At 70.5% G+C, this 26,105-nt stretch carries 29 protein-coding genes; 15 read left to right on the forward strand and 14 right to left on the reverse strand.

Going from position 1 to position 26,105, the window contains the following annotated elements; all coding sequences use genetic code 11:
- Positions 1 to 168: 168 nt before the first annotated feature.
- Positions 169 to 702, forward strand: coding sequence for a DUF4291 family protein (locus Q5425_RS38805; RefSeq protein WP_308677406.1), 534 nt, complete (start codon positions 169 to 171; stop codon positions 700 to 702).
- 190 nt (positions 703 to 892) lie between these two features.
- Entirely contained in the window at positions 893 to 4,627 is a 3,735-nt protein-coding gene (locus tag Q5425_RS38810) for a multifunctional oxoglutarate decarboxylase/oxoglutarate dehydrogenase thiamine pyrophosphate-binding subunit/dihydrolipoyllysine-residue succinyltransferase subunit (protein ID WP_308677407.1), read from the forward strand.
- 61 nt (positions 4,628 to 4,688) lie between these two features.
- Here the strand turns inward: Q5425_RS38810 and Q5425_RS38815 are convergent, their stop codons facing one another.
- Positions 4,689 to 5,384 carry a hypothetical protein gene (locus tag Q5425_RS38815; RefSeq protein ID WP_308677408.1) on the reverse strand — a complete coding sequence of 232 codons (696 nt, stop codon included), beginning with the start codon at positions 5,382 to 5,384 and terminating at the stop codon, positions 4,689 to 4,691.
- A 92-nt stretch (positions 5,385 to 5,476) separates the two neighbouring features.
- Here Q5425_RS38815 and Q5425_RS38820 point away from each other — a divergent pair, with 92 nt between their 5' ends.
- From Q5425_RS38820 to Q5425_RS38830, 3 genes are read left to right on the forward strand one after another with little or no spacing between them, the layout of a single operon-like run.
- On the forward strand, positions 5,477 to 5,995 hold the full coding sequence (locus Q5425_RS38820) for an N-acetyltransferase (protein ID WP_308677409.1): 519 nt from the start codon (positions 5,477 to 5,479) through the stop codon (positions 5,993 to 5,995).
- A gap of 15 nt (positions 5,996 to 6,010) precedes the next feature.
- Entirely contained in the window at positions 6,011 to 6,991 is a 981-nt protein-coding gene (locus Q5425_RS38825) for an LLM class flavin-dependent oxidoreductase (RefSeq protein WP_308677410.1), read from the forward strand.
- A gap of 58 nt (positions 6,992 to 7,049) precedes the next feature.
- The gene (locus Q5425_RS38830; protein WP_308677411.1) at positions 7,050 to 7,652 is read left to right on the forward strand and encodes a LysE family translocator; all 603 of its coding nucleotides are present in this window, start codon (positions 7,050 to 7,052) and stop codon (positions 7,650 to 7,652) included.
- Here Q5425_RS38830 and Q5425_RS38835 read toward each other — a convergent pair.
- Genes Q5425_RS38835 through Q5425_RS38850 form a run of 4 tightly spaced genes read right to left on the reverse strand, consistent with a single transcriptional unit; the run spans position 7,649 to position 10,948 of the window.
- Positions 7,649 to 8,521 (reverse strand): ABC transporter substrate-binding protein, encoded by an 873-nt coding sequence (locus Q5425_RS38835; RefSeq protein WP_308677412.1) that lies wholly within the window; start codon positions 8,519 to 8,521, stop codon positions 7,649 to 7,651. The genes Q5425_RS38830 and Q5425_RS38835 overlap by 4 nt on opposite strands.
- Complete coding sequence (locus Q5425_RS38840; RefSeq protein WP_308677413.1) at positions 8,518 to 9,201, reverse strand: ABC transporter permease subunit; 684 nt, start codon at positions 9,199 to 9,201, stop codon at positions 8,518 to 8,520. Before Q5425_RS38840 ends, Q5425_RS38835 begins: the two co-directional genes overlap by 4 nt.
- Entirely contained in the window at positions 9,198 to 9,866 is a 669-nt protein-coding gene (locus Q5425_RS38845) for an ABC transporter permease subunit (RefSeq protein ID WP_308677414.1), read from the reverse strand. The genes Q5425_RS38840 and Q5425_RS38845 overlap by 4 nt, the downstream gene beginning before the upstream one ends.
- Complete coding sequence (locus Q5425_RS38850) at positions 9,863 to 10,948, reverse strand: ATP-binding cassette domain-containing protein (protein WP_308677415.1); 1,086 nt, start codon at positions 10,946 to 10,948, stop codon at positions 9,863 to 9,865. The genes Q5425_RS38845 and Q5425_RS38850 overlap by 4 nt, the downstream gene beginning before the upstream one ends.
- Before the next feature lie 92 nt (positions 10,949 to 11,040).
- On the opposite strand from Q5425_RS38850, the gene Q5425_RS38855 reads away from it, so the two are divergent.
- The gene (locus tag Q5425_RS38855; protein ID WP_308677416.1) at positions 11,041 to 12,450 is read left to right on the forward strand and encodes a bis-aminopropyl spermidine synthase family protein; all 1,410 of its coding nucleotides are present in this window, start codon (positions 11,041 to 11,043) and stop codon (positions 12,448 to 12,450) included.
- An 84-nt stretch (positions 12,451 to 12,534) separates the two neighbouring features.
- Here Q5425_RS38855 and Q5425_RS38860 read toward each other — a convergent pair whose 3' ends face one another.
- Complete coding sequence (locus Q5425_RS38860; RefSeq protein ID WP_308677417.1) at positions 12,535 to 13,716, reverse strand: NADP-dependent malic enzyme; 1,182 nt, start codon at positions 13,714 to 13,716, stop codon at positions 12,535 to 12,537.
- Positions 13,717 to 14,075: 359 nt separating this feature from the next.
- On the opposite strand from Q5425_RS38860, the gene rfbC reads away from it, so the two are divergent.
- Both rfbC and Q5425_RS38870 read left to right on the forward strand, forming a co-directional pair.
- Positions 14,076 to 14,681, forward strand: coding sequence for a dTDP-4-dehydrorhamnose 3,5-epimerase (gene rfbC / locus Q5425_RS38865; RefSeq protein WP_308677418.1), 606 nt, complete (start codon positions 14,076 to 14,078; stop codon positions 14,679 to 14,681).
- Between the two features lie 81 nt (positions 14,682 to 14,762).
- Positions 14,763 to 15,431 carry a hypothetical protein gene (locus Q5425_RS38870; protein ID WP_308677419.1) on the forward strand — a complete coding sequence of 223 codons (669 nt, stop codon included), beginning with the start codon at positions 14,763 to 14,765 and terminating at the stop codon, positions 15,429 to 15,431.
- Here Q5425_RS38870 and Q5425_RS38875 read toward each other — a convergent pair.
- Entirely contained in the window at positions 15,428 to 15,901 is a 474-nt protein-coding gene (locus Q5425_RS38875) for a hotdog fold domain-containing protein (RefSeq protein ID WP_308677420.1), read from the reverse strand. The two genes, Q5425_RS38870 and Q5425_RS38875, sit on opposite strands and share 4 nt — an antisense overlap.
- An 83-nt stretch (positions 15,902 to 15,984) precedes the next feature.
- On the opposite strand from Q5425_RS38875, the gene Q5425_RS38880 reads away from it, so the two are divergent.
- Together Q5425_RS38880 and Q5425_RS38885 are read left to right on the forward strand one after the other, a co-directional pair.
- On the forward strand, positions 15,985 to 16,572 hold the full coding sequence (locus Q5425_RS38880; protein ID WP_308677421.1) for an acid phosphatase: 588 nt from the start codon (positions 15,985 to 15,987) through the stop codon (positions 16,570 to 16,572).
- A 1-nt stretch (position 16,573) separates the two neighbouring features.
- The gene (locus Q5425_RS38885) at positions 16,574 to 17,056 is read left to right on the forward strand and encodes a GNAT family N-acetyltransferase (RefSeq protein ID WP_308677422.1); all 483 of its coding nucleotides are present in this window, start codon (positions 16,574 to 16,576) and stop codon (positions 17,054 to 17,056) included.
- A gap of 142 nt (positions 17,057 to 17,198) precedes the next feature.
- Here the strand turns inward: Q5425_RS38885 and Q5425_RS38890 are convergent, their stop codons facing one another.
- A complete protein-coding gene (locus Q5425_RS38890; protein ID WP_308677423.1) occupies positions 17,199 to 17,669 on the reverse strand; it encodes a hypothetical protein in 471 nt (156 codons plus the stop codon).
- 312 nt (positions 17,670 to 17,981) lie between these two features.
- Between Q5425_RS38890 and Q5425_RS38895 the strand changes: the two genes are divergently transcribed.
- Together Q5425_RS38895 and Q5425_RS38900 are read left to right on the forward strand one after the other, a co-directional pair.
- Positions 17,982 to 18,962, forward strand: coding sequence for a diacylglycerol kinase family protein (locus Q5425_RS38895; RefSeq protein WP_308677456.1), 981 nt, complete (start codon positions 17,982 to 17,984; stop codon positions 18,960 to 18,962).
- Between the two features lie 274 nt (positions 18,963 to 19,236).
- Positions 19,237 to 19,491, forward strand: coding sequence for a WhiB family transcriptional regulator (locus Q5425_RS38900; protein ID WP_072481920.1), 255 nt, complete (start codon positions 19,237 to 19,239; stop codon positions 19,489 to 19,491).
- A gap of 377 nt (positions 19,492 to 19,868) precedes the next feature.
- Here Q5425_RS38900 and Q5425_RS38905 read toward each other — a convergent pair whose 3' ends face one another.
- Together Q5425_RS38905 and Q5425_RS38910 are read right to left on the reverse strand one after the other, a co-directional pair.
- Positions 19,869 to 21,389: a histidine kinase N-terminal domain-containing protein gene (locus Q5425_RS38905; protein WP_308677424.1), complete on the reverse strand. Its 1,521-nt coding sequence runs from the start codon at positions 21,387 to 21,389 to the stop codon at positions 19,869 to 19,871.
- 4 nt (positions 21,390 to 21,393) lie between these two features.
- Complete coding sequence (locus tag Q5425_RS38910; RefSeq protein ID WP_308677425.1) at positions 21,394 to 21,606, reverse strand: biotin/lipoyl-binding carrier protein; 213 nt, start codon at positions 21,604 to 21,606, stop codon at positions 21,394 to 21,396.
- Between the two features lie 99 nt (positions 21,607 to 21,705).
- On the opposite strand from Q5425_RS38910, the gene Q5425_RS45935 reads away from it, so the two are divergent.
- The gene (locus Q5425_RS45935) at positions 21,706 to 21,780 is read left to right on the forward strand and encodes a 50S ribosomal protein bL37 (protein ID WP_098515123.1); all 75 of its coding nucleotides are present in this window, start codon (positions 21,706 to 21,708) and stop codon (positions 21,778 to 21,780) included.
- Between the two features lie 63 nt (positions 21,781 to 21,843).
- On the opposite strand, the gene rsrA is transcribed toward Q5425_RS45935, so the two are convergent.
- Together rsrA and Q5425_RS38920 are read right to left on the reverse strand one after the other, a co-directional pair.
- Positions 21,844 to 22,164: a mycothiol system anti-sigma-R factor gene (rsrA, locus tag Q5425_RS38915; protein WP_308677426.1), complete on the reverse strand. Its 321-nt coding sequence runs from the start codon at positions 22,162 to 22,164 to the stop codon at positions 21,844 to 21,846.
- Positions 22,161 to 22,784, reverse strand: coding sequence for a sigma-70 family RNA polymerase sigma factor (locus tag Q5425_RS38920; RefSeq protein WP_308677427.1), 624 nt, complete (start codon positions 22,782 to 22,784; stop codon positions 22,161 to 22,163). The genes rsrA and Q5425_RS38920 overlap by 4 nt, the downstream gene beginning before the upstream one ends.
- Before the next feature lie 192 nt (positions 22,785 to 22,976).
- Here Q5425_RS38920 and ybaK point away from each other — a divergent pair, with 192 nt between their 5' ends.
- Positions 22,977 to 23,453: a Cys-tRNA(Pro) deacylase gene (gene ybaK / locus Q5425_RS38925; protein ID WP_308677428.1), complete on the forward strand. Its 477-nt coding sequence runs from the start codon at positions 22,977 to 22,979 to the stop codon at positions 23,451 to 23,453.
- A 138-nt stretch (positions 23,454 to 23,591) separates the two neighbouring features.
- Here ybaK and Q5425_RS38930 read toward each other — a convergent pair whose 3' ends face one another.
- A complete protein-coding gene (locus Q5425_RS38930; RefSeq protein ID WP_308677429.1) occupies positions 23,592 to 24,200 on the reverse strand; it encodes an alpha/beta family hydrolase in 609 nt (202 codons plus the stop codon).
- Positions 24,197 to 24,955, reverse strand: coding sequence for an SOS response-associated peptidase (locus tag Q5425_RS38935; RefSeq protein WP_308677430.1), 759 nt, complete (start codon positions 24,953 to 24,955; stop codon positions 24,197 to 24,199). The genes Q5425_RS38930 and Q5425_RS38935 overlap by 4 nt, the downstream gene beginning before the upstream one ends.
- A gap of 117 nt (positions 24,956 to 25,072) precedes the next feature.
- Here Q5425_RS38935 and rsgA point away from each other — a divergent pair, with 117 nt between their 5' ends.
- Complete coding sequence (gene rsgA / locus Q5425_RS38940) at positions 25,073 to 26,095, forward strand: ribosome small subunit-dependent GTPase A (protein WP_308677431.1); 1,023 nt, start codon at positions 25,073 to 25,075, stop codon at positions 26,093 to 26,095.
- Positions 26,096 to 26,105 lie beyond the last annotated feature (10 nt).

Below are 26,105 nucleotides of genomic sequence, written 5' to 3' on the forward strand. Positions count from 1 at the left end.
GTGCGCAAAGAGGCATCACCCGTGATCAGGAAGGCATCACGCGTGATTGAGGAGGCATCACGCGAGATGCCCCTCCAATCACGGGTGATGCCCCTCCAGACACGCGTGATGCCCTCTTGCGCACGAAGTTCGTGGCCCGGCGTGGCGGGCGCTGGGAGCATGGTGGGCATGTTCGAAGAGAAGCGGGTTCCCGACCGGCAGGTCCGCGCGGCGCAGACGGAGACGACCGTCCGGGTCTACCAGGCCTGTTCGCCCGCCGTCGCCGACGTGGCGCTCGAGAAGCAGGCCTTCGAGCGGGGCGGGACGGTGCCGGTCGTACCGTCGTTCCGCTTGGCCGCCTACGGCAGCGACAACGGGCGCAAGCTCGGCCACGAGCGCGTCCTGGCGGTCGACCTCACCCGCGAAGGCTTCGAGTGGGCGCTGGCCCACCCCGGCCCGGTGCTCATCCAGTGGGACGCCGAGCGAGACCTCGACCACACCGCGCTGAACTTCCAGGCGATCCGGCTCACCCTCAGTGGCGAGGCCGTCGACCATTACGTCGGCGAGTGGATCACCGCCATCACCGATGTGACGCCGATCGTGCGCGACATCGCCGGGCTCCTGGCCACCGATCAGCTCCACCTGGCGGTCAAGCTCGTGCCGTACGAGCCGCCGTACCCGCTCGGCGAAGACCTGGCCCAGGCGATCGGGGCCACGGGTTAGGGACCCTGTACCGGGTCCGGCGCTTAAGGTTCCCTTAGCACATCTTGATCGAGTCAGTGACCGATACCCTAGTGCGCCTCGCCTCACACAGGCCGGTTCCATCACATCGCGGTCACCGAGGGGGTTAGCCTGGTAGGCGCATCATCGGATTCAAGATCGAGATCGAGACGGATAGAGGCGAGCCCCAGCCGTGTCCAGCAGCAGCCCTGCGTCACAGTTCGGCCCCAATGAGTGGCTGGTCGAAGAGATGTACGACCAGTTCCTCGCCGACCCTTCCTCAGTCGATGCCGCATGGCACGACTTCTTCGCGGACTTCAAGCCGACGCAGAGCGCGCAGGCCAAGGCGGACACCGCCCGGCAGAAGCAGGCCGAAGCCAAGCCGGCGGCGAACGGCCAGGCGGCGCAGCCCTCGGCCAAGGCCGTGCAGAACGCGGAGTCGGCGGCCAAGCAGTCGGCGACGGCGTCGGCCGCCAAGCCGGCCCCCGAGAAGGCGGCCCCGGCCAAGGCGGCCCCGGCGAAGGCCGCGCCGAAGCCGGCCGCGAAGGCCGAGCCCAAGGCCGACGCCAAGCCGCAGGCCAAGGACGAGCCGGAGTCGAAGCAGCTGCGCGGTGCCGCGGCGGCCATCGCCAAGAACATGGACGCCTCGCTGAGCGTCCCCACCGCAACCAGCGTGCGCGCGGTCCCGGCGAAGCTGATGGCGGACAACCGCATCGTCATCAACAACCACCTCAAGCGCACCCGCGGTGGCAAGATCTCCTTCACGCACCTCATCGGCTACGCCATGGTGCGGGCGCTGAAGAACTACCCGAACATGAACCGGCACTACCAGCAGATCGACGGGAAGCCGTTCGCGATCACGCCGGACCACGTGAACTTCGGGCTCGCGATCGACATGAAGGGCAAGGACGGGTCCCGCAACCTCGTCGTGGCCTCGGTCAAGTCGGTCGAGGACATGTCGTTCCTGCAGTTCTGGCAGGCCTACGAGGACATCGTCAAGAAGGCCCGCAACAACAAGCTCACCGCGGACGACTTCGCCGGCACCACGATCTCGCTGACCAACCCGGGCGGCATCGGCACCAACCACTCGGTGCCGCGCCTGCAGGCCGGCCAGGGCGCCATCATCGGCGTCGGCGCCATGCAGTACCCGGCCGCCTTCGAGGGCACCAGCGAGAAGACGCTGGTCGACCTCGGCATCAGCAAGATCATGACGCTGACCTCGACGTACGACCACCGCATCATCCAGGGTGCGGAGTCGGGCGAGTTCCTCAAGCGCATCCACCAGCTGCTGCTCGGCGAGGACGGCTTCTACGACGACGTCTTCACCAGCCTGCGCCTGCCGTACGAGCCGATCCGCTGGGTCGCCGACATCCCGGACGGCCCGGTCGACAAGACCGCCCGCGTCATCGAGCTGATCGACGCGTTCCGGATGCGCGGCCACCTGATGGCCGACACCGACCCGCTGAACTACCGCCAGCGCAGCCACGCGGACCTGGACGTCCTGTCCCACGGTCTCACCCTCTGGGACCTCGACCGCGAGTTCCCGGTCGGCGGCTTCGCCGGCCAGGAGCGGATGAAGCTGCGCGACATCCTGGGCGTGCTGCGCAACTCGTACTGCCGCACGGTCGGCATCGAGTACACCCACATCCTCGACCCCGAGGAGCGCCGCTGGATCCAGGAACGCGTCGAGATCCCGCACGAGAAGCCGGACCCCGCGGTCCAGAAGTACGTGCTCTCGAAGCTGAACGCCGCCGAGGCGTTCGAGACGTTCCTGCAGACCAAGTACGTCGGCCAGAAGCGGTTCTCCCTCGAAGGCGGCGAGACGGCGATCCCGCTGCTCGACACCATCCTCGACAAGGCCGCCGAGCACGAGCTCGACGAGGTCGTCATCGGCATGCCGCACCGCGGCCGCCTGAACGTGCTGGCCAACATCGTCGGCAAGCCGATCAGCCAGATCTTCCAGGAGTTCGAGGGCAACCTCGACCCGGGCCAGGCGCACGGCTCCGGCGACGTGAAGTACCACCTCGGCGCCGAGGGCAAGTACTTCCGGATGTTCGGCGACGGCGAGACGAAGGTGTCGCTGACCGCGAACCCGTCCCACCTGGAGACGGTCGACCCGGTGCTCGAGGGCATCGTCCGCGCGAAGCAGGACATCCTCGACAAGGGCGGCGAGGGCTACACCGTGCTGCCGGTCCTGATGCACGGCGACGCGGCCTTCGCGGGCCAGGGCGTCGTCGCCGAGACGCTGAACCTGTCGCTGCTGCGCGGGTACCGCACCGGCGGCACCGTGCACGTGATCGTCAACAACCAGGTCGGCTTCACGACCGCGCCGGAGCACTCGCGTTCGTCGCAGTACGCCACCGACGTCGCGAAGATGATCGGCTCGCCGATCTTCCACGTGAACGGCGACGACCCGGAGGCCGCGCACTGGGTGGCCAAGCTGGCCGTCGAGTACCGGCAGGCGTTCCACAAGGACGTCGTCATCGACCTGATCTGCTACCGCCGCCGCGGCCACAACGAGGGCGACGACCCGTCGATGACGCAGCCGGCGATGTACGACATCATCGACACCAAGCGTTCGGTGCGGAAGACCTACACCGAGTCGCTGATCGGCCGGGGTGACATCTCCGTCGAAGAGGCCGAGGCCGCGTTGCGCGACTTCTCGAGCCAGCTGGAGCACGTCTTCAACGAGGTCCGGGAGCTGGAGAAGCACCCGGCGAAGGCGAGCCCCTCGGTCGAGGAGGAGCAGCAGGTCCCGGCCAAGGTCGCGACGGCGATCACCAGCGAGACGCTGGAGCACATCGGCGACGCGTTCGTGAACGTGCCGGACGGCTTCACCCCGCACCCGCGCGTCAAGCCGGTCATGGAGCGCCGCCACAAGATGTCCCGCGAAGGCGACATCGACTGGGCGTTCGGCGAGCTGCTGGCGTTCGGGTCGCTGGCGATGGAGGGCCGGCTGGTCCGGCTGTCCGGCCAGGACTCGCGGCGCGGCACCTTCACCCAGCGGCACTCGGTGTTCATCGACCGCAAGACGGGCCAGGAGTACTCGCCGCTGCAGAACCTGGCCGACGGCCAGGGCCGCGTGATGATCTACGACTCGGCCCTGTCGGAGTACGCGGCCGTCGGCTTCGAGTACGGCTACTCGGTGGCCAACCCCGAGTCGCTGGTGATGTGGGAAGCGCAGTTCGGCGACTTCGTCAACGGCGCGCAGACCGTCATCGACGAGTACATCTCCTCGGGCGAGGCCAAGTGGGGCCAGCGCTCGGACGTCGTGCTGCTGCTGCCGCACGGCCACGAGGGCCAGGGCCCGGACCACACGTCCGGCCGCATCGAGCGCTTCCTCTCGCTGTGCGCGGAGGGCTCGATGACGGTGGCGGTGCCGTCCACCCCGGCGAACTACTTCCACCTGCTGCGCCGCCACGCCCTCGACGGCATCCAGCGCCCGCTGGTCGTCTTCACGCCGAAGTCGATGCTGCGCAACAAGGCTGCGACGTCGGCGACCGAGGACTTCACCGGCGAGAGCCGGTTCATGTCCGTCATCGACGACGTCACGCCGGACCCGGCGAAGATCCGCAAGGTGCTGCTGACCTCCGGGAAGCTGTACTGGGAGCTCGTGGCGGAGCGGACGAAGCGCGAGGCCGACGACGTCGCGATCGTGCGGATCGAGCAGTACTACCCGCTGCCGAAGAAGAAGCTGCTGGCGGCGCTGGAGCGGTACACGAACGCGACGCAGGTCGCGTGGGTCCAGGAGGAGCCGGAGAACCAGGGTGCGTGGCCGTTCTTCGGCCTGAACCTGCCCCGGAAGTTCCCGGAGGTGCTCTCGGGCCTGCAGGTGGTGTCGCGCCGCCCGATGGCGGCTCCGTCGGCCGGTTCGTCGAAGGTGCACGAGGTCGAGCAGAAGGCGCTGATCTCGAAGGCGTTCGACTGATCGCTTGAAGCATGACGAAGGCCTCCTCCCGGTTCGCCGGTGAGGAGGCCTTCGTCGTGTTTCAGCTGAGGGATTCCGAGGCCGCTTTGGCCAGGCTGTGCGCGTTGCGCCGGCACCGTTCGATGTTCCGGTCCGTCTTCTCGGCCGCCGTGACGATCACGGTCACGTCGACGTTGCCCTGGTAGAACCGCACGCCGCACTGCATCGTGCCGCTCTGGTCGTAGTCGACGTCCGCCGCCTTCGCCGCCCGGCCGATCTTCTCGGTGATCGGCTTGGCGCCGCGGTCGACTTCGATGTCGTAGCCCGCCTTCGCGTACCCCGGCCCCGCTCCCGAGCCGGGCTGCAGCGACTTCGCCAGCATCATCGACACCGTGCCGGACGACGAACCGGACTGCGTCCACGAGCAGCTCAGCTGGGACAGCTGGATCTTGTCGTCCGAGGTGCTCGCCGGCTCCGCCGGGGCGTCGCTCGACAGGGGCGGCAGGTTGTTCATCCGGCTGCCGACTTCGCTGCACCGCGGCAGCGAGGTGTACTTGTCCGGCTCACCCGCCACCAACGTCGAAGGCGGCGCGGCCGTGGACCGCTGGTGGTCCGCCGTCAGCAGGAAGAAGGCGCCGACGCCCGCCCCGGCCAGCACGAGCACCCCGGCCACGACGAGCACGACGATCAACGCCGTCTTCCCGCCGGGCTTCGGCGGCGGGTAGCCCGGGTACTGCTGCTGGTACGGCGGATACGGGTACTGGGGTCCTTGCTGCACGAACCGGACACTAGGCCATTCGCGCGGCGAGGGCGGGCGGTTCACCCGAAATCGATTGCCGACCGCCACCGGTTCACGGCAAGGTGACGATCATGCTGATCCGCCGCGAGACGGCCGCCGACCGGACCGCGATCCACGCCGTCCACAGCGCGGCGTTCCGGCGCGAAGAGGGCGTGACCCCGATCGAGGCGCCGCTCGTGGACGAACTGCGGGCCGAAGGCGACCTGATCAACGCGCTGTCACTCGTGGCGGTCCGCGACGGGAACGTCGTGGGGCACGTGTGCTGCAGCCGGGCCCGCCTCGGCGACGACACGACGGCCGCGGTCGGCCTCGGCCCGCTCGGCGTGCGGCCCGAGCACCAGGCCGCCGGCGCCGGCTCGGCGCTGATGCACGCCGTGGTCGCCGCGGCGGACGCCCTGGGCTACGGCCTGGTCGTCCTGCTCGGCGAGCCCGCCTACTACTCGCGGTTCGGGTTCGTCACGGCGTCGGACCTGTCGATCACCGCCCCGGACCCGCAGTGGGGCCGGTACTTCCAGGCGCGGACGCTGGCCGCGTACGAACCCACCCAGGCCGGCGCGTTCGAATACGCGCCGGCGTTCTCACGGATCTGAACAGGGAGACTGCGCATGTACGAGCCCCAGGCGTCCGTGGGTGTCCGGATCAACCGCGAGCAGCCGCCGGCCAAGCTGCGCGACCTCGCGCGCCAGGCCGAAGACGCGGGCCTCGACGAGGTTTGGCTGGTCGAGGACTGTTTCTGGGCGGCCGGCATCACCACGACCGCGACGGCGCTGGCGGTGACGTCGACGATCAAGGTGGGCATCGGCGTGCTGCCGGCGGTGGCGCGCAACCCGGCGGTCGCGGCGATGGAGATCGCGGCGCTGGCCGAGCTGCACCCGGACCGGCTGATCGCCGGGTTCGGGCACGGCGTGGCGTCCTGGATGCGCCAGATCGGCGCGTACCCGGAGTCGCCGCTGGCGGCGCTGGAGGAGACGCTGCTGGCGGTCCGCCGGCTGCTGGCCGGCGAGCGGGTCTCGATGAACGGCAGGCACGTCCACCTGGACGAGGTCGAGCTGGTGTTCCCGCCGGCATCGCCGCCCCCGCTGGTGGCGGGCGTCCGCCGCCCGAAGTCCCTGGCGGTGGCGGGCGCGGCGGCGGACGGGACGATCCTGGCCGAGCCGGCCCCGCCGGAGTTCGTCCGCACGGCGCTGGCAGGCATCGCCCCGGGCCGGGCGGCCGAGGGAGCGCCGCCGCACCACGCGGTGGTGACGTACAACTGGCTGGCCCTCGGCGACCGCGAGCGAGCGCGCCGGACGGTCGCGGAATCCCTGAACCCCGGGTCGCGGGTGCAGGTGGAGGGCCTGCCGTTCGCGTCCGAGCTCCTGGCGCTGATGGATTCGACGTCCACGGTGGACGAGCTGGCGGCGGGTCTGCGCCCGGAGTGGATCGACCGCCTGGCCATCTGCGGCGACGTCGACGAATGCGCGGCGGCGGTCCGGGCGCTGCACGAGGCGGGCAGCGGCTCGGTGGTGCTGCTGCCGTTACCGGAGGAGTCCCCGGAGCAGGCGATCGAGGACGCGGCTCGGGTGGCGGCGGCCGTGCGCGGCTGAGACCCCGGGAGCCGAAAAGGAGTTCGCGCACCGCGACCGGCGTGCCAGGATCGAGGCCATGCCGGTCGACCAGCACCTCCTTCTGGCCTTCCTCGTCACCACCGCCATCGCGATGGTGACGCCGGGCCCGGACATGCTCTTCATCCTCGGCTGCGGCATGCGCGGCGGCCCGAAGGCCGGGCTGCTCGCCACCGCCGGGGTCGCCACCAGCGAGGCCATCCACGTCGCCGTCGCCGCGGCCGGGCTGGCCGCGCTCTTCGCCGCCGTGCCCGTTGCCTTCACCGTCGTCCGCGTCGCCGGTGCCGCCTACCTCGTCTACCTCGGCGTTCAAGCCATCCGGAACCGCAAGCCGCTCGTCGAACGGAAAAGCGACCGGGCCTACCTGAGCGGCCTGCTGACCAACCTGCTCAACCCGAAGATGGTCACCTTCACCATCGCCTTCCTGCCGCAGTTCATCGACCCGGCCAAAGGCCACGTCTGGCTGCAGTTCGCCGTGCTCGGCGCGATCATGATCGTGTTCGAGTTCCTCGTCGACGGCACCGTCGGCGTCCTCGCCGGCCGCATCGGCGGGTGGGTCCGCCGCAAGAAGAACCAGCGCCGGATCGAGGTGGCCACCGGCGGCATCTTCATCGGCCTCGGCGTGAAACTGGCCCTCGACTAGGACCGGGCCAGGAAGTCCTCGGCGATGTCCAGCGGGTTGCGCTTTTCCTCGGTGAACTCGACGTTGAGGCGCGTGAGTTCCGAAGTCGTCAGCGCCGCCGACACGCGGTTCAACGCCGCCACCTCGGCCGGGGACAGCGTTCCCCGCGCCACCAGCGGCACGATGTTCTGCGCCGGGAACATGTTCTTGTCGTCGACCAGCGGCACGAACCCGTTCGCCGCGATCGTCGACGACGTGCTGAACAGGTCCGCCACCTGCACGTCACCGGACTTCAACGCGGCCACCGTCACCGGGCCGCCCGTGTCGGTCGTGCGGATCTCCTTGAACTCGCAGCCGTACAGCGACTTGATCTTGCCCTTCCAGCGGCTGCTCCACTGGCCGGGGCCGCCGAACACCAGGTCGCGGCAGCGCCGCCCCAGGTCCGAGAACGTCTTCACCCCCGAGGCGGCCAGCTGCGGGCCGACGACGAGCAGGTCCTTGTCCTCGGCCGGCGCCTGGTCCAGCACCTCGAACCCGGGCGGGACCTGCTGCCGCAGCTGCGCGTAGACGTCTTGCGACGTCGTCGCGGTGGTGTCCTTGTCGAAGTACCGCAACAGGTTCCCGCTGTAGTCCGGCACCACCGACAGCGACTTGTCCTGCAGCGCCTTGACGACAACCTCGCGGCTGCCGACCGGCGGCCGCACGGTCACGTTCGTGGCACCGGCGTTGCGCAGCGCCCCGGCGTAGATCTGCGCCAGGAGCAGGCTTTCGCCGACGTCGGACGCGCCGATGATGATGTCCCCCGACGTGCCGCCTTCGCCGCCGCCCGCGAGCGGGTTGCCGCAGCCGGCCGCCACCACCAGAACCACCAGCAAGACCAGGCGTTTCACGCCGCCACCTTCTTCACGGCCGCCGCGAGCCGGACGCCCCGGGGCACCAGTGCCCGGTTCAGCACCGCGAACAGCAGGTCGAGGACGATGGCCAGCAACGTCGTCAGCAGCGCGCCGGCGATGACCTCGGTGTAGTCCAAAATGGCCAGTCCGTCGAGCAGGAACCGGCCCAGGCCCCCGAGTCCGACGTACGCGGCCACCGCGGCGGTCGCCACGAGCTGCAGCACGGCGTTGCGGATGCCGCCGAGCACGAGCGGCAACGAGATCGGCACCTCCACCTGCCACAGCCGCTGCCAGCCGGTCATCCCGACGCCTTCCGCGGCGTCGACCACGCCGTGGTCGGTGGCCTGCAGCCCGGCGTACGTGCCGGCCAGGACCGGTGGCACGGCCAGCACGACGAGCCCGATGATCGTCGAGGTGACGCTCTCGGTGAAGAGCAGGAACAGGAACGTGACGAGCCCCAGCGTCGGCAGCGCGCGGATGGCGTTGCCCGCGCTCACCAGCGCGACGCCGCCGCGGCCGGTGTGGCCGACGAACAGGCCAAGCGGCACCGCGATGATCAGGGCGATGACCAGCGACAACGCCGTGTAGCCGAGGTGTTCCAGCAGCCGTTGCGGGACGCCGTCGGGCCCGGACCAGTGCGCCGGGTCGCCGAACCAGCGGACGAGATCGGTGATCATGCGGCTCCCGCCCGGGTCCACGGCGTCAGCAGGTTTCGCGAGCCCACCAGCACCAGGTCGACGACCAGCGCCAGCAGCAGCGTCAGCACGATGCCGACCACGATCGGGGAGAAGTACTCGCGCTGGAAGCCGTCGGTGAACAGCACGCCGAGCCCGCCGGTGCCGATCAGCGCGCCGACGCTGACCAGGCTGATGTTGCTGACCGCCGCGACCCGCACGCCGGCCGCCAGCACCGGCACCGACAGCGGCAGCTCGACGGCGAAGAACCGGCGCACCGGCTTGTACCCGACGGCGGTGGCGGCCGCGATCACCGGCGGCGGCACCGCGTCGAGTGCGTCGAGCACGGGCCGGACCAGCAGCGCCGTCGTGTAGACGGTCAGCGCGACGACGACGTTGACGCTGTCGAGGATCTTCGACCCGATCAGGCCGGGGATGACCACGAACAGGGCGAGCGACGGGATCGTGTAGAGCAGGTTGGCCAGCACCGTCAGCACCTGCCGGGCGGGCCGCCACCGGTGGCCGAGCCAGCCCGCCGCGATCGCCAGCACGATGCCCAGCACCAGCGGGAGCAGCGCCAGGTAGACGTGGTCGCCCAGATCACCGAGGATCTGACCGCGGTTGTTCCCGCTGCCCAGGTAGCGCCCGAGCTCGTCGAAGAAGCTCATGACGCCTGCGGGGACGCCTCGATCACGTCCAGCACCTGCCGCGCGACCACGGCGCCGAGCACCCGGTGGTCTTCGTCGACGACAACGCCGAGGCTGGCGGGCGAGGACAGCGCCGCGTCCAGCGCACCGCGGATCGGCGTTCCCCGCACCCACAGCGAACCGCCGGCCACGAGGTCGTCTTCGCCGAGCGGACCGTCCACAGTGGAGTTCGGCGGCAGCCAGCCGCGCGGTTGCTTCTCGGTGTTGACCGCCAGCCGCCAGCCGTCGCTCGCGGGGACGGTGGAGCCGACCTCGACCAGCTCCAGCTCCTTGACCTCGACCCCGTCGGCGGAGAGGAACGACAGGCCGCGGTAGCCGCGGTCCCGGCCGACGAACGACGCGACGAAGTCGTCCACCGGGTGCCGCAGGACGTCGGCGGGCGTGCCGTACTGGGCGAGCTTGCCGCCGACCCGCATCACCGCCACCTTGTCGCCGAGCCGGACGGCTTCGTCGATGTCGTGGGTGACGAACACGATCGTCTTGCCCAGCTGCGACTGCAGCCGCAGCAGCTCGTTCTGCAGGTCTTCGCGGACGATCGGGTCCACGGCGGAGAACGGCTCGTCCATCAGCAGCACCGGGGAATCCGCGGCGAGCGCGCGGGCGACGCCGACGCGCTGCTGCTGGCCGCCGGAGAGCTGGGCCGGGTACCGCTTGCCGAGCTCGACCGGCAGGCCGATGATCTCCAGCAGCTCGGCGGCCCGCTTGCGCGCCTTTCCCTTGTCCCAGCCGGACAGCAGCGGCACGGTGGCGATGTTGTCCAGCACCGTCCGATGTGGAAAGAGCCCGGCGTGCTGGATGACGTAGCCGATGCCCCGGCGCAGCAGGGCCGGGTCGCCCTCGGCGACGTCCTTGCCGTCGAGCAGCACCTGCCCGGCGGTCGGCTCGACCATCCGGTTGATCATCCGCAGCGACGTCGTCTTGCCGCAGCCGGACGGGCCGACGAACACGGTGATCGTGCCGTCTTCGACCGTGAGGTTCAGCTTGTCGACGGCGACCGTCCCATCCGGATACTGCTTGGTCACGTCGCGGAATTCGATGGTCACTGCCACTCCCCATGTCCCGGTGCAACCGACCGTAGCCGAGTCCGTGGTGGTTGGCACGCTGTTCCGGCAGGTGGCCACTAGGCTCAGGGCCTGTGAAGGCACTCGACGACGTCCTCGCCGCGCACGGCGTCGGCGTCCGCCCGCTGTACCGCGTCCTCGACCTGCTGCGCACCGGCGACCACGACCTCGGCGAGCTGGTGCGGCTCTCGACCGCCCCGCGGCGCAGCGTGGAGGCCGTCCTCGCCGCCCTCGGCGACGACCTGGACCGCAGCGGCGACCGCCTGCGGATCGCCCCCGGCGTCGCGGCGTCGTACCTGCAGTACCACGCGCCGCGCTACGCCGACCCGCTCGACGAAGCCGTGGCCACGCACGACTCGCTGCCGAAGGTCGCCGAGTGGGTCGCCGAGGTGCCCTCGCCGCTGGCCGCGCTCGACCACGTGCAGGCGACGCCGGAGACCGTGCTGCGCCGCGCGCTCTGGCTCGACGCGCAGTACGACCTCACCTCGGCGCGGCTGCTGTTCCTCGGGGACCACGACCTGACGTCGCTGGCGGTGCGGGCGGTCTGCCCGTCGGCGTCGCTCACGGTCGTCGACCTGGACGAGCGGGTGCTCGCCTACCTCGACGAGCGCGGCGGCCGCGAGATCCGGACCGTGCACGCGGACCTGCGCGTCGGCCTGCCGCCGTCACTCGGGGGTGGCTTCGACCTGGTGTTCAGCGACCCGCCGTACACGCCCGAAGGCATGGGGCTGTTCGCCGCGCGCGGGGTGCAGGCGCTGCGGGAGCCGAGCGAGGGACGGCTGCTGCTGGCCTACGGCTACAGCCCGCGCCACCCGGCGCTGGGTGCGCAGGTGCAGCGGTCGCTGGCGACGCTCGGGCTGACGTTCGAGGCGATCCTGCCGGGCTTCAACCGCTACTTCGGGGCGCAGGCGATCGGCAGCGCGGCGGACCTGTACGTCTGCCAGCCGACGGCGAAGGCCAAGAAGATGCGCAGCGGCAAGGCGATCTACACGCACGGGCCGCAGTCGGTGGAGGCCGCCGGGACGAAGCCGGCGCTGCTGGAGAAGCTGCGGGAGATCGCCGCGGCGGGCGGGCTTTCGCCGGAGTCGCGGCCGGTGGACTGGTCGATCTCCGGGCCGGAGGGCGACGCGGTCGCGATGGACCTTTCGGCCGACCCGGGCCCGTGGCTGCTGCGGACGCTGCTGGGCACGAACGCCCGCCGCCTGGCCCTGCTGGTGCCCAACGCCCACCCGGACCTGGCGGATCAGGTCTCCCAGGAGGCGCTCGCGTCACTCGTCCGGGGCAAGTACACCCTGCGGTACCTGCGGAGCACCCCGGACAACCGGCACGCGGTGGTGGTCGCGGAGGCGATCGAGCACCAGGACGAGGTCCTGACCCGAGCCCACGCCCGCCTGGCGAACGTCTCCCTCGACGTCCCCGAAGACCTCACGAACCTCCGCCTGGTGGACGTCCCCCGCCACCGCCTCCCCGACCTCCTGCCCTGAACCCGAGCTTTCACGTGAAAGCTCGGGTTTGCAGCACAAAGCGGAGCTTTCACGTGAAAGCTCCGCTTCGGCGGTGAGGATGGGTCAGTCGGTGACGCCGTCGGCTTCTGCGGCCTTGGCGACCGCGGCCGCGACTTCGGGGGCCACGCGCGGGTCGAGCGGGGACGGGACGATGCGGTCCGGGCCCAGGTCGTCCATCGCCACCGAGACGATCGCCTCGGCCGCCGCCAGCTTCATGTTCTCTGTGATCGCCCGCGCGCCGGAGTCCAGCGCACCGCGGAAGACGCCGGGGAACGCCAGCACGTTGTTGATCTGGTTCGGGAAGTCGCTGCGGCCGGTGGCCACGATCGACGCGTAACGCGACGCCACAGCCGGGTGAACTTCCGGGTCCGGGTTGGACAGTGCGAACACGATGCCGCCGCCCGCCATCCGGGCCAGCAGCGACTCGTCGATCGTCGCGCCCGACAGGCCGAGGAACACGTCCGCGCCTTCCAGCGCCTCCGCCAGGCCGCCCCGCAGGCCCGCCTTGTTCGTCGACGCGGCCAGCCGCTCCTTGACCGGGTTCAAGCCGCCGCGGCCGGAGTGGATGATGCCGCGCGAGTCGAGCACGGTGACGTCGCCGATGCCGGCTTCCTGGAGGATCTTCGCGCAGGCCACGCCCGCCGCGCCGGCCCCGGAGACGACCACGCGCTGGTCGGCGATCGCCCGGTCGAGCACCAGGTTGGCCCCGCGCAGCGCGGCCAGCGTGACGATCGCCGTGCCGTGCTGGTCGTCGTGCATGACCGGGCAGTCCAGCGCTTCCTTGAGCTTGTCCTCCAGCTCGAAGCACCGCGGCGCGGAGACGTCCTCCAGGTTGACGGCCCCGAACGACGGCCGCAGCCGCACCAGCGTCTCGACGATCTCGTCCACGTCGGTCGTGTCGAGCACCAGCGGGATCGAGTCGAGCCCACCGAAGGTTTTGAAGAGCACCGACTTGCCCTCCATGACCGGCAGCGACGCGCTGGCGCCGATGTCGCCGAGGCCGAGCACCGCCGTCCCGTCGCTGACCACGACGACCAGCCGGTCCGCCCACGTGTAGCGCTTGGCCTTGGCCGCGTCCTCGGCGATCGCGCGGCTCACCTTCGCCACACCCGGGGTGTACGCGATCGAAAGGTCACGCGGGCTGGAAATCGGGCGGGTGGCCGCCACCGAGAGCTTGCCGCCCTCGTGCCCGGTGAAGATCTCTTCGTCGGTGACCGGCGCGACGGCGCCGGTGGGGTCGCTCATGGGGTTTCCTGTCGTCGTTTCCGTCATTCCCCCAGTGGGAATGACGGAACTCGCGGTTCGAACGTGTGTCACTGGAATTTCTCCTGGGCCTGCGGGCTGGGACCACGGACTGCAGGGGGAATCCGTGGTGGTTCCCGGCACGGCAGCCCAGCGCGGTAGCGCCGGCCTGTCGGCGAGGCGTCACGTCGGCCATCGGTGCCGTGGGTCTGGCGATGGCCGCGGACGCGGCGGTTCGGTCATTGTGACAGGTCCCCGGCGGCCGCGGACCCCTCGGTGCGGTTGATGTCACACCAATGCCGATTTTCCGGCAATTCCCAAGACGTCCGTCCGGTTTTGTTGGCGCCCGATAAGGTGACGCCATGCAATTCCGCCGGCTGAGCGTCCCGGACGCCTACGAGTTCTCCCCCCGGGCGTTCCCCGACGACCGGGGCCTGTTCGTCGCCCCGTTCCAGGAGGACGTCTTCCGCGAAGCGGCCGGCCACCCGCTGCGGCTCGGCCAGTCGAACCACAGCGTGTCCCGCCGCGGCACGATCCGCGGCATCCACTTCGCCGACACGCCGCCCGGCCAGGCCAAGTACATCTACTGCCCGCGCGGTTCGCTGCTCGACGTCGTCATCGACGTCCGCGCCGGGTCGCCGACCTTCGGCCAGTGGGACGCGGTCAAGCTCGACTCGCGGGAGTTCCGCGCGATGTACCTCGCCGAAGGCCTCGGCCACGGCTTCGTCGCCCTCGAAGACGACACCGTGATGACGTACTTCTGCTCGGAGCCGTACAACCCGTCGGGCGAGCACGGCATCACCCCGCTGGACCCCGCGCTGGGCCTGCCCTGGCCCGCGGAGATCGAGCCGGTCCTCTCCGAGAAGGACCGCGAAGCGCCGACCCTGGCCGAGGCCCTCGAGCAGGGCCTTCTCCCGGTGTACGCCGACTGCGTCGCCTATTACGACAAGCTGCGCTCGGCCGGCTGACCCCCGTCACGACGAATTCCGGGGTTCCCCTTGGGGCGATCCCGGATGTCCCGGCCGCGTGATCCGAGCAGGCTCACCGCCATGAAACTTCTTGCACTGGGGGCGGCCGCGGTCGCCGCGGCCGCACTGGCGCTGACGCCCGGGACCGCGTCCGCCGACGAACTGCCGACGTTCGACTTCTCCGCTTGCCCGGCACCGCCCGCGAACGCCGACCCGGGCACCTGGCGCTGCGAAGCCTTTGTCTCACAAGGAAAGCTGACGATCGGAGACCAGGAGATCCCGCTCGGGGAGATGCGGCTGACGTTCAGCGAAGGCCGGGTGAACGGGCAGTACGCGCAGGTCTTCGGCGCGCTGCGGCACGAGCCGGTGCGGGTGCCCGGCCTGGCCGGCACGACGCTCCAGCTGCGTTACGGGGGCTATTCGGACTTCCAGAGCAACGACGCTCGCCGCGGCGAGCTCGACGTCTACGCCGTGCTGCGGCATCCGTTGCTGCGCCGGGAATGCAGCATCGGCACGGCGTCCGCGCCGCTGCACACCGTCGTCCACGACGACCCGGCGTGGCCGCCGACGGTGCTCTCCAAGAACCCGCCGACCTTCCACTTCGGCGTCGTCGACCCGGACCTCGCGCTGCCCGCGACGCAGGGTTGCGGCCCGCTCGGCAAGCTCGTCGACCGGAAGCTGGGGCTGCCGTCGCCGACTGGGCAGAACACGTTCCACCAGACGACGTACGTGCAGTACAAGCAGCTCTAACGCTTCTTCGGCGTTACCCAGATGGTGATGGTCCCGGTGACCACGGGCCGGCCGTTCGCGTCCGAAATGGTCACCGGGACGTCGAGGTCGAAGCCGTCGGCGCCGAACTCCGGCAGCTCGGGCAGCGCCGCCACCGCGCGCAGGCCCGTCTCGGCCTTCGCGACGTACCGGACGTTCATGCCCTTCGGCAGCCAGCGGTGCGTCGTCGGGACGGTCGCCTCGGCGAGCATGCCCATCGCGATCTCGGCGAGGTTGCAGGCCGCGATCGCATGGAACGTGCGGATGTGGTTGTAAACACCCCACCACTTCGGCGCGGTCACTTCGCAGTGGCCCGGACGCAGCTCGCGCACCGAGGGCAGCACCGTGCGGAAGTAGGGCACCCGGAGGCACATCGCGGCGCTGAACAGCTGTTTCCCCCCGGGTTTGCCGGCCAGCTTGTGCCACATCGCGAACGTCGGCGTCTGGGACATGGAGATCTCCTCGAGCTAAGCTACCGTTCAGTAGCTAAGCAGACGGCCAGCCACCGCGCAAACCGCCCGATATATTCGGGCGGGTGACCAACCGTCTCTTCCTCCTCCGGCACGGACAGACCGAATGGTCGCTGAACGGGCGGCACACCGGTCGCACGGACATCCCGCTGACACCGGCGGGCGAGGGCCAGGCGCGCGCCGCGGGCGGCACCCTCCGCAGCCTGGTGGGCGGCCCGTCGCTGGTGCTCTCGAGCCCGCGCGCCCGTGCGCTGCGCACGGCCGCGCTGGCCGGGCTGCGCGTGGACGAAGTCACCGAAGACCTCGTCGAGTGGGACTACGGCGACTACGAAGGCATCACCACGCCGCAGATCCGCGAAACCGTGCCGGGCTGGACGGTGTGGAGCCACCCGATCCCCGGCGGCGAAAGCGCTTCGGACGTATCCGCCCGCGCGGACCGCGTGCTGGAGCGCGCCCGGCGTGCCTGCGAAGCCGGCGACGTCATCCTCGTGGGACACGGGCACTTCAGCCGCGTGCTGGTGGCCCGCTGGCTCGACCTCCCCGCCACCGCCGGCGTCCACTTCGGATTGGACGCGGCCGGCATCGCGGTGCTCGGCGACGAGCGCGGTAAACCCCAGATCGAACACCTCAACCTGCTGCCCGCGGAGGACTGACGTGCCCGACGACCGCATCCGCCGGATCCGCCCCGACGACGTCGAGGCCGCCGTCCGCCTGGCGTACGACCTCGCGGAGTACGAGCGCGCGCCCGACGAGTGCCACCTGACGCCCGAGCAGCTGCACACCGCGCTGTTCGGCGCAGAGCCGAAGCTGTTCGGGCACGTGGCCGAAGTGGACGGCGAAGTGGTCGGCTTCGCGGTCTGGTTCCTCAACTTCTCGACCTGGCGCGGCGTGCACGGGATCTACCTGGAGGACCTGTACGTCCGCTCGTCCCACCGCGGTTCCGGCCTGGGCAAGGCCCTGCTGGCGGCCCTGGCGGCCGAGTGCGTCGCGAACGGCTACGCGCGGCTCGAGTGGTCGGTGCTGGACTGGAACCCGGCAACGGAGTTCTACAAGGCCCTCGGCGCGGTCCCGATGGACGAGTGGACGGTCAACCGCCTCACCGACGCTCCCCTGCAGGCGTTGGCCGCCCAGGCGTAACTCGCGTGATCCAGCCCGGATCTCGCGTGATCAAAGCCGGATCTCGCGTGATTGAAGCCGGATCTCGCGAGTTACGGCTTCAATCACGCGAGTTACGGCCTCAATCACGCCGGTTACGGGCCTGATCACGCCGGATCCGGGTTCAGTCCTCTTCGTGGCCTTCGCGCTCGGCGCGGCGGCCGGCCATCCCGCCGCGCTCGGCGGCCTCCGTCTCGGTCTCGCCTTCGCGCAGGTCCAGCGCCCAGGCCCGGGACGGGCGCCGGAACAGCAGGACCAGGGCCGCGATGCCCAGCAGCGCGATCGGCACGCCCCACAGCGGCTCGCCGGACGGGCCCAGCAGGTACCAGCCGAGCCCGATCACGATCAGCGCGATCACCACACCCGGCGAGCGCGCCCACGTCTGGCCGATGACCAGCCCGGCCGATGCGGCCAGGAACGCCAGCGCCACCACGATGAACGTGCCCGACTCGACGAAGACGTTGTTGCCCGGCTGGGCCGGCGACCGCAGGCCGTTCACCAGCACGATCACCCCGAACACCAGCAGGGCGAGCGACGGCACCGCGGTGACGGCACCGGCCAGGCGGACCTCTCGGGGAGCGGGCGAGAGCTTCACTGCGGCGGCCTTCCGGGGGTCCTTTGCGGGAGCACAGTGGACTCCACCAGGGCGAGTCACCGTGCGTGAGCTCTTTTGATCGTATGCCACCCGGTCGGCCGTTTTCGCGGGACCGCCCGGGCGTCGAAAATCGAAGTGTCGTCGATGAGCGGGCGGTCGGCCCGGGTGCACTTGTCACGACGAGCGGACACTCGCGTGCGAAGGAGGACCGCCCGGCACAGGGTCTCGAAGGTGCTGTTCCCCGGGGTTGCGCCCGTCACCATGCGGCGCCGGAAGGTTCTCGGGCCGCCGGAAGTCACTTACTCTGCGGTAATGCGCGCAATCCTCGTGGTGAACCCCCAGGCCACCTCGACCACCGCGGGTGGCCGGGACGTGCTGGCGCACGCGCTCGCCAGCCAGGTCAAGCTCGACGTGGTCGAGACGGACTACCGCGGCCACGCCATGGCCGTCGCGCGCTCGGCCGCGCGGGACGGCATCGACCTGGTCGTGGCGCACGGCGGCGACGGCACGGTGAACGAGGTCGTCAACGGCCTGCTGGCCGACGCCGTGACACCCGGGGCTCCGCCCCAGGCCGGGGGCTCCGCCGCGCGGACCCCCGGAAGAGGCGGCCCTACCCAAATCGGACACGTCCCCGCGCTGGGTGTGGTGCCCGGCGGTTCGGCCAACGTGTTCGCGCGCGCCCTGGGTATCTCCGCGGACTCCTTCGAGGCCACCCACCAGCTGCTCAACGCGCTCGAGAACGACCGCTCGCGCCGGGTCGGGCTCGGGCTGGCCGACGGGCACTGGTTCACCTTCAACGCCGGCCTCGGCTGGGACGCCGACGTCGTCGGCCGGGTCGCCAAGCGCCGCGGCAAGCAGACGACGGCGGGTCTCTACCTGCGGGCCGCCGTCCGCTCCTACTTCCGGCCGCCGCTGGGCCGGCCGGACCTCACGATCCGCATCCCGGGCGAGGAACCCGCCGAGGCGTTGACCGCTTTCGTGTCGAACACCGATCCGTGGAGCTACCTGGGCCGGCGCGCCGTTCACCTCAATCCGGGTTGCTCGTTCGAGACGGGATTGGGTTTGTTCGCGTTGAACGGTCTGGGGTTGCCCACCGTGTTCAAGCATGTACGCCAAGCTTTGGTCACCAAGAGCAACCAGCGCGGCCGGCGTCTCGTGCGTCACGATGACCTGCCGATGATCCGCATCGACGCAGCTGAACCGGTAAACTTCCAGGTGGACGGCGACCTCGTCGGCCAGCGGACCGAAGTGGAATTCTTCAGCGTCCCGAACGCACTCACCGTAATCGCGTGACAACGATGCCGCTGATCGCCTGCGGCAAAGTGCCAGGTGCCGTTCGTCGACGGAGAAGCTCCACTCAGCGCATCAGCCTTCCCTTCGGGCGGCTGCTTCGGAGAGAAACCGCAGGTCAGAGGGGTCGCTCGGCCGGGTGACCTGACTCACCGATCTTCCGGAAACCCTTGTCGAATGCGGTGCTTCGTGAAAGCATTCACAAGCACCCAAGAACACGACCGCCATTGACGACTGTGGCGCGGCCCTCCCGCGCCATATGAAGGAGCTCACGAACATGGACTGGCGCCACGACGCGGCCTGCCGAGACGAGGACCCCGAGCTGTTCTTCCCGGTGGGAACCAGCGGTCCTGCTCTGTCGCAGGTAGCTCAGGCGAAGGCCGTGTGCCACCGCTGCACCGTCGCTTCCGACTGCTTGGCCTGGGCTTTGGCCAGCGGACAGGACGCGGGCGTGTGGGGCGGAATGAGCGAGGACGAGCGACGCGCGCTCAAGCGCCGCCGTACGCACATCGGCACGCGTACCAACGCCTGAAGTTCAACAGCTTAACCAACCGAATCGCTGAGGAAATCTCCCGGTAGGCACTGCTGTGCCACGCCGTCTGGGGTGATACCTCCTCGGTTCGAGCTTAACAAGTGAGGCGAAACCACCTGGCGACGGGTGCGGTGAAACCTCACCGGGACTCCAAGTCCTCCCACGAAACGCTGAACGGCCCGGCACCACGCACCTGGTGCCGGGCCTTCAACGTCTCGTCCCCCGATCACCCGTGATGCCCCGCCGATCACGAGTGATGCCCTCCCCATCACGCGAGATGCCTCCCCAGACACGCGTGATGCCCGTTGGCGCACGCGAGCGACAGCCTGGGCACGCGAGCCGGCCCTTCAGGAATGCGAGCCGACGCCAGAACCTCGTCAGAGGCGGCGCGAAAGCGGGATCCGCAGGGCGGCTTCCGTCCCCGTGGCCCGGGGCGACGACGCCTCCGTCCGCACCTTCCGCAGCGAAAGCGAGCCCCGCAGCTCGGACTCCACCAGCGTCCGCACGATCTGCAGCCCCAGCCCGTCCGAACGCTCCAGCGAGAACCCCGACGGCAGGCCACGCCCGTTGTCGCGGATCACGACGTCCAGCCAGCGGGCCGACCGCTCCACGACCAGCTCGACCTTGCCCGACCGGCCCGCCGGGAACGCGTGCTCGATCGCGTTCTGCACCAGCTCGGCCAGCACCATCACCAGCGGCGTCGCGATCTCCGCGACCACCACCCCGAACGAGCCCTTCCGCGACAGCCCGACCTGCGACTCCGCCGTGGCGACCTCGCCGACCATCGGCAGCACGTTGTCGAGCAGCTTGTCGAGGTCGACGCGCTCGTCCACCGAGATCGACAGCGCCTCGTGCACCAGCGCGATCGACGTCACCCGGCGCACGGACTCCGCCAGGGCGAGCCGCGCCTCCTCCGACGTCGTCCGCCGCGACTGCAGCCGCAGCAACGCGGCCACCGTCTGCAGGTTGTTCTTCACCCGATGGTGGATCTCCCGGATCGTCGCGTCCTTCGACAGCAACGCCCGGTCCCGGCGCTTCACCTCGGTGACGTCCCGGACGAGCACCAGCGCGCCCGCCGCCTGGCCGGCCGGCCGCAGCGGCAGCGCGCGGAACAGCACCACGGCGCCGCGCCGCGAGTCGGCCTCCGTGCGGCTCGACGGCTTCCCGTCGAGGGCCTCGATGATCCGGTGGGACACCTCGGTCGCGTCGAACGGGTCGCGGATCAGCGACCGCGTCAGCGGCGCCAAGCGCGTCCCCACCAGGTCGGACTCGTGCCCCATCCGGTGGTAGGCGGACAGCCCGTTCGGGCTGGCGAACACCACCGTGCCGCTCGAATCGAGCCGGATCAGCCCGTCGCCGACCCGGGGCGAGGTGTGGGTGTCGGTCGCGTTGGTGCCGTTCGGCGGGAACGTGCCGTCGACGATCATCTGGCACAGGTCGCCCGCGCTGCCCAGGTACGCGATCTCCAACGGCGACGGCACGCGCGGCGCCGCCAGGTTCGTCTCGCGGCTCATCACGGCAATGACGTCGTCGTGGAACCGCACCGGGATCGCTTCGCGCCGCATCGGCAGGTCCCGGTACCAGTGCGGGTCCTCCTCACGGCAGATCCGCACCTCGCGCATGGCCTTCGCCAGCTGCGGGTGCTCCTCCACCGTGAACCGCGTGCCGACGACGTCCTCGGGGTGCGCGGTCGGCGCCGTCGTCGGCCGCGCGTGCGCGACGCAGACGAAGTCGCCGCCGTCCGGCTGCAGCTCCTCGGTCACCGGGACCCAGAGCAGGAAGTCCGCGAAGGACAGGTCGGCCAGCAGCTGCCACTCGGCGACGACGGTCTGCAGGTGGTCTGCCGCCTCCCCGGGGAGGCCGGTGTTGTCGGCGAGCAGTTCGGCGAGCGTGGACACGGCGTTACTCGACCACCCCGAGCAGGTCGCCCTGCTGGACCCGGTCGCCCTTCGCCACGGCGAGGCTGGTCAGCCTGCCCGCCCGCTCGCTCACGGCGGGTAGCTCCATCTTCATCGACTCCAGGATCAGCACGGTGTCACCGGCGTTCAGCGCGGCGCCGGGCTCGGCGACGACCTCGAGCACGGTACCGACCATTTCGGCCCTGATCTCGGCCATCGTGACCCTCCTCGCGCTCGCCCGACCACCCCATCCAACCAGAACGGGACGTCATGACACACTTGAGAGGTTGACCAGCTTTGACGACGAGGAGTGAACATGTCGAAGCGCGCCCGCAAGCGTCGCGACCGCAAGAAGAACGGCGCGAACCACGGCAAGAAGCCCAACGCCTGATTCCCGGCGTCGGCATGACGAAGGCCCCCACACGTGTGCGGGGGCCTTCGTCGTGCTCGGGCGCTACTCGGAGCGCTGCTCGAGGGTGATCTCGGTGCGTTCCACGGTGACCCCGCCGCGCGTGGCGACGGTCTGGCGGATCGACGCGCGCAGCCGGCTCTTCAGCTCGGCCGGGGCGTGGTCGCCGCCGCACTTGCGGGCCAGCAGCTGCTTGATGTGCTCGTCGATGCCGTACTCCTCGAGGCACGGCGGGCAGTCCTCGATGTGGGCGCGCAACGCGGCGTCACGTTCGGGGCTGCACTCGCGGTCGAGCAGCAGGTAGATGTCGGAGAGCGCCTCTTCGCAGCGGACCTTGTCGGACGCGCCCTCGCACATGTCGCTCATCGCCCGGCCACCTCTTCGGTGGCGGCCCGGATGAAGCCACGCTCCCGCGCGACGTCGGCCAGCAGGTCACGCAGCTGGGCGCGGCCACGGTGCAGACGGGACATCACGGTGCCGATGGGGGTGTCCATGATCTCGGCGATCTCCTTGTACGCGAAGCCCTCGACGTCGGCCAGGTAGACGGCCAGCCGGAACTCCTCGGGCAGCTTCTGCAGGGCGGCCTTGACGTCGGTGTCGGGCAGGTTGTCCATCGCCTCGACCTCGGCCGACCGCAGCCCGCTCGAGGTGTGGTTCTCCGCCTTGGCGATCTGCCAGTCGGTGATCTCCTCGGTGGGCGCCTGCACCGGCTGCCGCTGGCGCTTGCGGTAGCCGTTGATGTAGGTGTTGGTCAGGATGCGGTACATCCAGGCCTTGAGGTTCGTGCCGGCCTTGAAGGACGCGAAGGCGGCGTACGCCTTCAGGTAGGTCTCCTGGACCAGGTCCTCGGCATCGGCGGGGTTGCGGGTCATCCGCATCGCGGCCGAGTACAGCTGGTCGAGCAGCGGCATCGCGTCCCGCTCGAAACGCTCGGCGCGCTCGGCCTCGGTCGCTTCTTCCGGCGCTGAGTTCTGCGTGCTCGGCAAACCGTTCCCTTCCCGCTCGGCGTCGATGCGCGTGCGCGCATACGGCGGACCCGAGTTTACGCGGGGACCGGGCACGCCGCGGTTCGCCGGTGCCTGGGAACTGCGGCGGCTGCGTGAGCGTGTGGTGGCGAGCGTTGTGGTCACGCCCCGTACAACCGATCAGGGGGATCACGCATTCCCTAGACTTCCGCCATGGCTGGCAAGGGCACCCCGGCGACCGCGGCTCTGACGAAGCAGAAGGTGGCGCACACGCTGCACGCGTACGACCACGACCCGCGGGCCGAGTCGTACGGGCTGGAGGCGGTGGAGGCACTGGGCCTGGACCGGGCGCGGGTGTTCAAGACGCTGGTGGCGGAGGTGGACGGCAGGTTGGTGGTGGGAGTGGTCCCGGTCACCGGCCAGCTGGACCTGAAGGCGCTGGCGGCCGCGTCGGGCGGGAAGAAGGCGAAGATGGCGGACCCGGCGGCGGCTCAGCGGGCGACGGGGTACGTGCTGGGCGGGATTTCGCCGCTGGGCCACCGGAGCCGGCTGCCGGTGGTGATCGATGCGTCGGCTGAGGGGTTCGAGACGGTTTTCTGCTCGGCCGGGCGGCGGGGGTTGGAGGTCGAGGTGGCTCCGGGGGATTTGATCCGGCTCACCGGGGCTGTGGTGGCTTCGATCGCGGCCTGAGCTGGGGGAATGTGCCCCAGGGGCGGCCGGGCAGCCCCCACCCGTCCCGGGGGGCGTCCCCTGTCCAGTCTATTGGCTGTGGGGTGCAAAAACGGGTCCGCCGCAAATCTGTGGACAGCCGAACCCGTTGTGGACAACTCAGGCCAGCGGCCGCAGCACCCGGGACAACCACTCGGTCGCCGCCCGTGAAACCGACTCCAGATCCGCCGACAAACTGTGGTCGCCGTCCACCACCACGATCTCGTGGTGCGGTCCCGCGGCCGGCCGGCCGAACGGGTCCCGCTCCCCCTGCACCACCAGCACCGGTACCTCGACCGCGTCCAGCTCCGGCTGGCGCGTCTTCTCCGGCTTGCCCGGCGGGTGCTCCGGGAACGCCAGGCACAGCACCGCCACCGCCTGGCCGGCCGCCGCCGTGCGGCAGGCCACGCGGGCGCCCGATGAGCGCCCGCCGAACACGAACGGCAGGCCGTCGAAGCGGGCGGACAGGTCGTCCGCCACCGTCAGCCACGCCGTGTCCAGCTGGTTCGCCGGGGCCGGCGCCCGGCGGCCCGCCACCCGGTACGGCTGCTCGACCAGTGCCACGTGCACGCCCGCGCCCTGTGCCGCCCGCGTCACCTCCACCAGGTCCTTCGCTCCGAGGCCGCCGCCCGCGCCGTGGCCCAGCATCAGCACCGCCACGCCCTCCTCGGCGCAGTGCAGGTACACCCGCGCCGGGCCGTAGGCCGTGTCGATCGGGATGGCCGTCATGACTTCGGCACGTCGAACAGGGCGCCCTCTTGGGCCGGGTCGACCCGCTCCAGCAGCTCGGGGCCGTTGTTGCGGACGTTGTTCACCCGGCTCGAGATCGGCCGCAGCTCCAGCGACGCCACGACGTCCTCGGGCGTCGGCACCAGCAGATCCGTGACGTCTTCGCGGTCCGGGTCCAGCCAGCCGTCCCAGTGGGAGCGGGGCACGATCAGCGGCATCCGGTGGTGGATGTCGGTGAGCTGCCCGGACGCGTCGGTCGTGATGATCGAGAACGTGATCAGCGGCGACGCGTTGTCGTCGTCCTTCGGCCGCCAGGTCTCCCAGATGCCGCCGAACGCGATCGACGAATCGTCCGGGGCCGTCATGTAGAACGGCTCCTTCTCCTTGCCGGTGCGGCGCCACTCGAACCAGCCGTCGGCCGGTACCAGGCAGCGGCGGGACACCAGCGCGCGGCGGAACGCCGGTTTCTCGGCCGCCGTCTCGGCGCGCGTGTTGATCATCCGCGAGCCGACCGACGGGTCCTTCGCCCAGAACGGCACCAGGCCCCACTTCATCATTCGCAGCGAACGCTCGGCGGGCTCGTCCTCGAGGACCTGGCCGTCTTCGTCGCGCGGGTGCCGCTGCACGACCGTGACCACGTTCTTCGTCGGCGCCACGTTGTGGTCCGCCCGTGCGTGCCCCTCGGTGAGGTCGATCGCCTCGAACTCCTCGATCAGCTTCGCCGGGTCCTTCGTGGCGGCGTAGCGGCCGCACATGAGCGCCTCCTCGCATGCCGGATACGTCCGGGACGCCATCGTTACACGCAGGCCAGGGCCGTGGCGAGCGACGTGGGATCATTCGGGTGGGCACCGGTACACGAGAGGACGACGGGGTTGGCGCGCAACGACTGGAGCAAGCTGGACGAGTCCGACGTCCGCGTGCGCCCGGGCAAGGGCACCCGGCCCCGCAGCAAGCGCCGTCCCGAGCACGCCGACGCCGTCACGGCCATGGTCGTCGGCAAGGACCGCGGCCGCTGGACCTGCGCGATCGACGCCGATCCGGGCCGGCTGATCACCGCGATGCGGGCCCGCGAGATGGGCCGGACGCCGGTGGTCGTCGGCGATCGGGTCGGCATCGTCGGGGACGTCTCCGGCAAGCCGGACACCCTCGCGCGGATCATCCGGGTCGACGAGCGCACCAGCTCCCTGCTGCGCACGGCCGACGACACCGACCCGTTCGAGCGGCTCGTCGTCGCCAACGCCGAGCGCCTGCTGATCGTCACCGCATTGGCCGATCCGCCGCCGCGCACCGGCTTCATCGACCGCTGCGTCGTCGCCTGCTACGCGGGCGGCGTCGAGCCGGTGCTGTGCCTGACGAAGGCCGACCTGGCCAGCCCGGACGAGCTCTTGGCGGGCTACGCGGGCCTCGACATCCCGGTGATCGTCAGCCGGTACGACGAAGAGCCCGAAGGCCTCGACGAGCTGCTGAAAGACCGGGTGACGGCGCTGGTCGGCCACTCCGGTGTCGGCAAATCGACATTGGTCAACCGCCTGGTCCCGGACGCCGACCTGGCCGTCGGCGTGGTGAGCGGGGTCGGCAAGGGGCGCCACACGTCCGTCGCGGCCGTGGCACTGCCGCTGCCGGACGGCGGCTGGGTGATCGACACGCCGGGCGTGCGGTCGTTCGGGCTGGCCCACGTCACCGCCGACGACATCGTGGACGCCTTCGAGGAGTTCGCCGCGGCCGCCGAGGAATGCCCGTCGGGCTGCGGGCACCTGGGCCCGCCCGAGGACCCGGGCTGCGCGCTCGACGACGTCGTCACCGAAGGCAAGGCGAGCCCGGAGCGGCTCGGTTCCTTGCGGCGCCTGCTGGCCTCCCGCGGCGGCCACGATGTGACCCGCCCCACTGAGGACTGAGGCAACGGGG

The sequence above is a fragment of the Amycolatopsis sp. A133 genome, assembly GCF_031082405.1.
Taxonomy (GTDB): domain Bacteria; phylum Actinomycetota; class Actinomycetes; order Mycobacteriales; family Pseudonocardiaceae; genus Amycolatopsis.

What these genes read in the sequence shown, in the direction of transcription:
- Q5425_RS38805 (WP_308677406.1), top strand. Translation starts at nt 169, where the DNA reads ATGTTCGAAGAGAAGCGGGTTCCCGACCGGCAGGTCCGCGCGGCGCAG.
- Q5425_RS38820 (WP_308677409.1), top strand. Translation starts at nt 5,477, where the DNA reads ATGCTGATCCGCCGCGAGACGGCCGCCGACCGGACCGCGATCCACGCC.
- Q5425_RS38825 (WP_308677410.1), top strand. Translation starts at nt 6,011, where the DNA reads ATGTACGAGCCCCAGGCGTCCGTGGGTGTCCGGATCAACCGCGAGCAG.
- Q5425_RS38830 (WP_308677411.1), top strand. Translation starts at nt 7,050, where the DNA reads ATGCCGGTCGACCAGCACCTCCTTCTGGCCTTCCTCGTCACCACCGCC.
- Q5425_RS38840 (WP_308677413.1), bottom strand. Translation starts at nt 9,201, where the DNA reads ATGATCACCGATCTCGTCCGCTGGTTCGGCGACCCGGCGCACTGGTCC.
- Q5425_RS38845 (WP_308677414.1), bottom strand. Translation starts at nt 9,866, where the DNA reads ATGAGCTTCTTCGACGAGCTCGGGCGCTACCTGGGCAGCGGGAACAAC.
- Q5425_RS38860 (WP_308677417.1), bottom strand. Translation starts at nt 13,716, where the DNA reads ATGAGCGACCCCACCGGCGCCGTCGCGCCGGTCACCGACGAAGAGATC.
- rfbC (WP_308677418.1), top strand. Translation starts at nt 14,076, where the DNA reads ATGCAATTCCGCCGGCTGAGCGTCCCGGACGCCTACGAGTTCTCCCCC.
- Q5425_RS38870 (WP_308677419.1), top strand. Translation starts at nt 14,763, where the DNA reads ATGAAACTTCTTGCACTGGGGGCGGCCGCGGTCGCCGCGGCCGCACTG.
- Q5425_RS38875 (WP_308677420.1), bottom strand. Translation starts at nt 15,901, where the DNA reads ATGTCCCAGACGCCGACGTTCGCGATGTGGCACAAGCTGGCCGGCAAA.
- Q5425_RS38895 (WP_308677456.1), top strand. Translation starts at nt 17,982, where the DNA reads ATGCGCGCAATCCTCGTGGTGAACCCCCAGGCCACCTCGACCACCGCG.
- Q5425_RS38900 (WP_072481920.1), top strand. Translation starts at nt 19,237, where the DNA reads ATGGACTGGCGCCACGACGCGGCCTGCCGAGACGAGGACCCCGAGCTG.
- Q5425_RS38910 (WP_308677425.1), bottom strand. Translation starts at nt 21,606, where the DNA reads ATGGCCGAGATCAGGGCCGAAATGGTCGGTACCGTGCTCGAGGTCGTC.
- rsrA (WP_308677426.1), bottom strand. Translation starts at nt 22,164, where the DNA reads ATGAGCGACATGTGCGAGGGCGCGTCCGACAAGGTCCGCTGCGAAGAG.
- ybaK (WP_308677428.1), top strand. Translation starts at nt 22,977, where the DNA reads ATGGCTGGCAAGGGCACCCCGGCGACCGCGGCTCTGACGAAGCAGAAG.
- Q5425_RS38930 (WP_308677429.1), bottom strand. Translation starts at nt 24,200, where the DNA reads ATGACGGCCATCCCGATCGACACGGCCTACGGCCCGGCGCGGGTGTAC.
- Q5425_RS38935 (WP_308677430.1), bottom strand. Translation starts at nt 24,955, where the DNA reads ATGTGCGGCCGCTACGCCGCCACGAAGGACCCGGCGAAGCTGATCGAG.